General features: G+C 61.2%; 4 protein-coding genes. 2 read left to right on the top strand and 2 right to left on the bottom strand.

Going from position 1 to position 5585, the window contains the following annotated elements; all coding sequences use genetic code 11:
• The first annotated feature begins 125 nt into the window (after positions 1 to 125).
• Together QMX86_RS27100 and QMX86_RS27095 are read left to right on the top strand one after the other, a co-directional pair.
• Positions 126 to 1181: an AbrB family transcriptional regulator gene (locus tag QMX86_RS27100; protein WP_282387887.1), complete on the top strand. Its 1056-nt coding sequence runs from the start codon at positions 126 to 128 to the stop codon at positions 1179 to 1181.
• 186 nt (positions 1182 to 1367) lie between these two features.
• Complete coding sequence (locus QMX86_RS27095; protein ID WP_252878464.1) at positions 1368 to 2150, top strand: DeoR/GlpR family DNA-binding transcription regulator; 783 nt, start codon at positions 1368 to 1370, stop codon at positions 2148 to 2150.
• 126 nt (positions 2151 to 2276) lie between these two features.
• Here QMX86_RS27095 and QMX86_RS27090 read toward each other — a convergent pair whose 3' ends face one another.
• Both QMX86_RS27090 and QMX86_RS27085 read right to left on the bottom strand, forming a co-directional pair.
• Positions 2277 to 3560, bottom strand: coding sequence for an FAD-binding oxidoreductase (locus QMX86_RS27090; RefSeq protein WP_282387711.1), 1284 nt, complete (start codon positions 3558 to 3560; stop codon positions 2277 to 2279).
• A 147-nt stretch (positions 3561 to 3707) separates the two neighbouring features.
• The gene (locus tag QMX86_RS27085) at positions 3708 to 5072 is read right to left on the bottom strand and encodes a glutamine synthetase family protein (protein WP_282387712.1); all 1365 of its coding nucleotides are present in this window, start codon (positions 5070 to 5072) and stop codon (positions 3708 to 3710) included.
• Between the last annotated feature and the right edge of the window lie 513 nt (positions 5073 to 5585).

Below are 5585 nucleotides of genomic sequence, written 5' to 3'. Positions count from 1 at the left end.
CCGATCGTTCCCACGCTCTGGGTGGGAATGCAGCCGGGGACGCTCTGCGTCCCAAAAGATCGCAGCCTTCGGCAGCTCCTACCAGGGAATGGTGGTGTCTCACAAAATAGCCAGGAAGGCGAACCATGAAATCCATTGTGTGCTTGTTGCTTGCTGCCGGTTTCGGCGCGTTGTTGCAGTTTGAAGGCGTGCCTCACGGCTTGCTGCTGGGCTCGATTGTGGTGACCGCATTGTTTGCCAGCAAAACCGGCATTGCTCCGGCAACTCCTTATGGCTTGGGCTACATCCAGGTCACGCTGGGCATCGCCACCGGGCTGATGTTCGAAGCATGGAATAGCGAAACGGCGACGACGATGTTGCCCAGCCTTGGCGTGTTGCTGATCTGCCTGACCGTACAAATCGCACTCGCCGGATGGTGGCTGACACGCGGTGCCGGCTGGAATCGCACCGATGCACTGCTGGCGGTGTATCCCGGCGCATTGGCCGCAGTGTTCGATTTGCTCGAGTCGGAAAAGGATTCGAGCAAAGTCATCATCGTGCATCTGATGCGACTGCTGTTGATCACCGTGCTGGTGAGTTTGCTCATTCCCGGGCAAGCAGCGGTGGCTGAAGTCGCCAGCGATCCGTTGACCACAGGCATGGCGCTGACTGCACTCGCTGTCATCGCGCTGAGTGTATTGCTCGGCCGCTTGCTGTTGCTGGTCGGCGTCCCGGCGCCATTCATGCTTACCGCGATTCTCATAACCGCTGTATTTGTGAAGTCGGGATGGCTGCACGGTTTTCACATGCCGGAGTGGAGTTTGAACCTGGCCGCACTGATTCTTGGCGTGCGCATCGGCTCACGCTTTCAGGGACTCGGCATCGCAGAACTGGCGCGGCATGGGCGCACCGCTCTGGTTTCGGTCGGCTTGATGATCGTCGTTGCAGCGGCGTTTGCCGAGTTGGCCGCGCGCTGGCTGGGCAGTGATCCGCTATCGCTGTGGCTGGCGTACATGCCGGGCGCGATCGAGACGATTGCGATTGTCGCGTTTGGCGGCGGGCTGAATGTGGTGTTTATCCTGACGCATCATCTGAGCCGGATGGTGCTGCTGCATTTTGCCCCGGCGTTGTTGGTGCAGGTCAGGCGTGGCCCAAGGCAATCGCGAACGACACGACAATCATGCAGGCGAAGGCGAAGTTGAGATTCATGGGCTGTTCATCCTGAGCTTTTGAGAGTGGGGCCATTGTGAACAGGCGCAGCGCAAAGAAAAAATTCGCCGTGTTGATTTCAATGATCGAAAGCATTGATAGCCGTTGCGTTTGTATTTGCCTGAGACTTTCGCTAGTGTCGCTGAAACCTGCAACTACAAGCACAAACAGGCATAACCATGCACGACCACTCCATCGCCGAATTGCCGTCCCTGCGCCGGCAGAAAATCCTTTTGCTTCTCGAACGTGACGGCAAGGTCATGGCCTCCGAGCTGAGCCAGCATTTCGCAGTGTCCGAAGACACCATCCGCCGCGACCTCGCCGAGCTGGACAGCGCCGGACTGGTGCAGCGGGTGCATGGCGGGGCGCTGCCGCGACCGAAAGACTCGGGCAAAGATTACTTCACCCGCCTGGATGAGACCGACGAGGTCAAAGTACGTCTGGCGCAATTGGCGGCGCAGCACATCGAGGACGGGCAGATTGTGCTGTTCGATTCCGGCTCGACCACGTTGCAGGTGGCGCGCGCGTTACCCGCCGACATCCGCATCACTGCCGTGACCGCCTCACCGCTGACTGCGATTGCCCTGTCGGAATACAAAGGCGTGAAAGTGATTCTGGCGGGTGGTGAATTGAATCCGCATTCGATGTCGGCCAGTGGTCAGGAAGCGCTGCGACTGCTGGCGGGGATCAAGGCGGATCTGGCGATTACCGGGGTGTGTGCGATTCATCCCGAAGTGGGGATCACCTCGCTGCATTTCGATGAAGTGCCGATCAAACAGGCGATGCTCGACAGTGCAACGCGGGTGATTGCGGTGACCACGGCGGACAAGCTGGGCGCGGTGGAGCCGTTTGTGGTGGCGCCGTGTACGCGCCTGCATACGTTGATTACCGAGCGGCATCCGGGGGCGAATGTCGAGGATTATCGGCGGCTGGGGATTGTGGTGGAGCAGTTGCCGGATTGAATTCGTGGTGGGACTGATGGCCTCATCGCTGGCAAGCCAGCTCCCACAGTTTTTGCGGTGTACATGAAATTTGGGTACGCCACGGACACTGTGGGAGCTGGCTTGCCAGCGATAGGGCCAGTAAATTCAGCGCAACCGCTCAAGCATCTGGTAATACCACATCCCCGCCGCCAGCAACGGGTTGCCCAGCAGGTCGCCCATTGGCACGCGAATGTGCTGGCACGCGGCGAAGGTATCGAATTGCTCCATTTGCCCGGTGATCGCCCGGCTCATGATCTCGCCCATGATGTGCGTGGTGGCGATGCCGTGTCCCGAATAGCCCTGGCAATACCAGACGTTGTCCGAAAGCTTGCCCAGTTGCGGGATGCGATTGATGACGATGCCCATCGCGCAGCTCCACTGGTAATCGATCGCCACACCTTTTAGCGCCGGGAACGTGCGCTCGATGCACGGGCGCAGTTCCGCAGCAATGTCGCGCGAATCCTTGCCGCTGTAGTTGGCGCCGCCGCCGAACAGCAAACGGCCGTCGGCGGTGAGCCGGTAGTAATCGAGGACGAAGCGGCAGTCGTACACGGCGAGGTCTTCGGGGTTGATCTGTTGCGCCAGATCACCCAGCGGCGCGGTGGTGACGATGCCGCCCATGGCCGGGAAGATCTTGCCCTTGAGCTGACCCGGTTCGAGCTTGTGATAGACGTCACCGGCGAGCATCACCTGACTGGCGTCGATCTGGCCGTGGGCGGTGCGCACGCCAGGTGTGTCGCCGTGAATGATCTCCAGCACTTCACTGTTTTCGAAGATCAGCGCGCCCAGGCTTTCGGCTGCGCGTGCTTCGCCAATGCACAGGTTGAGCGGGTGCAGGTGCATGTTGCGGGTGTTCTTGATGGCGCCGTGGTAGAGCTCGCTTTGCAGCAGGTCGCGAACCTGGCTGCGGTCGAGCAGGCTCACCTCATCGCCTAATCCGCGACGCACGGCTTCGTCGTAATCCTTGCGCAGATCGACCATGTGGCTCGGCTTGTACGCCGCGTGCAAGTGGCCGTGTTTGAGGTCGCACTGGATCGCATATTTCTCGACGCGCTCGCGGATGATTTCATGCCCGCGCCAGCGCAGATGCCAGATGAAATCGTCCACGTCATCGCCCAGTTTCGCGCGCATCTGCTTGCGCATCGCGCCGTCGCCGGAGAGGCTGCCGGTGACTTGCCCGCCATTGCGCCCGGTGGCGCCCCAGCCGATCTTGTGGCTTTCGACGATGGCGACTTTCAGGCCTTTTTCCGCCAGTTCGACGGCAGTGGCGACGCCAGTGAAACCGCCGCCGATGATCACCACATCGACCTTGTGCCGACCTTGCAGGGTCGGGTAGTCGGTGTCCTGGTTGAGGGTGGCGGTGTAGTAGGAATTGCAGCGAATGGTCATGTCGGGGTCCACAAAAAATTCAGGTTCGAAGTGCATTCCCTGTGGGAGCGAGCCTGCTCGCGAAAGCGGTGTGTCAGTCACCCAAAATGTTGAATGTGATGACGCCTTCGCGAGCAGGCTCGCTCCTACAGGTTCGGTGTCGGATCGTTAGGCCTCGGTCAGGTACCACCGCCAATCCTGCTCACCCACTTCAGCCATGAACTGCCGATACTCGGCACGCTTCACCGCCAGATACACCCCAAGGAATTCCTGCCCCAACGCCTCCCGTGCCCACGCGGAATTTTCCAGCGCCTGCAACGACGTCAGCCAATCGGTCGGCAGCAGTTCTTTCGCCTGGGCATAACCATTGCCCTCGACCGGTGCCCCCGGATCCAGCTCTTCACGGATGCCGCGATGAATGCCGGCGAGGATCGCTGCCGCTGCCAGATAAGGGTTGGCATCGGCGCCGCAGATGCGGTGTTCGATGTGGCGTGTCGGCGCCGGCCCGCCGGGTACGCGCAGGCTGACGGTGCGGTTGTCGACACCCCAGGTCGGCGCCAGTGGCGCGTAGCTGTTGGCCTGGAAACGCCGGTAGGAGTTGGCGTTGGGGCAGAACAGCAGCAGCGAATCGAGCAGCGAGGCAAGCATGCCGCCAATCGCCGTGCGCAACAGCGGCGTGCCGGCCGGGTCTTCAGAAGCGAACAAATTACGCCCCTCGGCATCGGCCAGGCTGACGTGCATGTGCATGCCGGTGCCGGCCAGATCATCGAACGGCTTGGCCATGAACGTCGCCTGCATGCCGTGCTTGTGCGCCACGCCTTTGACCAGACGCTTGTAGCGCACCGCCTGATCCATCGCCTCCAGCGCATCGCCGTGTTCGAGGGTGATTTCCACTTGCCCCGGGGCGTATTCGGAAATCGCCGTGCGCGCCGGAATGCCGTGCAGTTTGCACGCGCTGTAGAGGTCGGCGAGGAATGGCTCGATCTGCTCCAGCTCGCGCAAACCGTAGACTTGCGTGTGCCGCGGTCGTCCGCCGTCAGCGTCCCGCGCCGGTTGCGGGCGGCCGTTGTGATCGCGTTTGGCATCGAGCAGATAAAACTCCAGCTCGCAGGCCATGATCGGGTGATAGCCCTCGGCCTTGAGCCCGTCGATCACCTTGATCAGCAGGTGCCGAGGGTCAGCGATGCTCGCCGGCATGCCCTCGCTCGGGTGCATGCTGACCTGCACCGCAGCGGTTGGAATCTGTCGCCACGGCAGGCGTACCAGACTGCCTTGCAGCGGATAGGCGCGGCAGTCGATGTCGCCCACATCCCAGACCAGTCCGGAGTTTTCCACGTCCTCGCCTTGTACGGTCAGGCCGAGGATGGTGCTCGGCAGTGGTCGGCCGCTTTCATACACGGCGAGCAGTTCTTCGCGATGCAACAGCTTGCCGCGCGGCACGCCGTTGGCGTCGAGAATGAACAGTTCGATCATGTCGATATCGGGGTTGTGTTCGAGGAACAGGCGTGCGTCTTCAATGGCTGCGAATTTCATGGCAAATCACTCACGATGGCGCCGCACAGGCGCGCAGATTCGGCCGGACACGACGCGACAAAAAGGCGTAAGTGTCCCGGCAGGGATATCAGGAAAATCGGGAAATTGACTGTCGCGGTTTCAGCTCACGCGATCAGGCAGGAACGGCGATATCCGGCGGGCGTGCGGAGTGACGCAGCTTGGAGCGGCGCAGGGCCATGGGCAGATTGACGATGCGGTTCATACGCGGCCCCTGTTGCAGTGGGCGCGTACAGCAGAGACGTGCAACCTTTGCGGTTGTTGTGGTGAGGTACTCATAACGCGTGTTTCCGTTGGCGGAAAGCGTCGGCGGCTGGGCAGGCCCGGCGACCGGTGTGCCCGGATAGTAAGGGGGAATTTGCGCGCGTGTAAATGGAAGATTCGTCGGTGGCGCGTTCCGGCGTTTGGGCTGCTTGACCGAGTTGCCTTTTTCGCGAGCAGGCTCGCTCCCACAGGAGAGTGCATTTCAACTGTGGGAGCGAGCCTGCTCGCGAA

Source organism: Pseudomonas sp. PS01270, assembly GCF_029959775.1.
GTDB lineage: Bacteria > Pseudomonadota > Gammaproteobacteria > Pseudomonadales > Pseudomonadaceae > Aquipseudomonas > Aquipseudomonas atacamensis.
This window is presented reverse-complemented; position numbering and strand designations above follow the sequence as displayed.

Excerpts from the sequence above, each read along its gene's own strand:
- QMX86_RS27100 (WP_282387887.1), top strand. The coding sequence starts at position 126 with ATGAAATCCATTGTGTGCTTGTTGCTTGCTGCCGGTTTCGGCGCGTTG.
- QMX86_RS27095 (WP_252878464.1), top strand. The coding sequence starts at position 1,368 with ATGCACGACCACTCCATCGCCGAATTGCCGTCCCTGCGCCGGCAGAAA.
- QMX86_RS27090 (WP_282387711.1), bottom strand. The coding sequence starts at position 3,560 with ATGACCATTCGCTGCAATTCCTACTACACCGCCACCCTCAACCAGGAC.
- QMX86_RS27085 (WP_282387712.1), bottom strand. The coding sequence starts at position 5,072 with ATGAAATTCGCAGCCATTGAAGACGCACGCCTGTTCCTCGAACACAAC.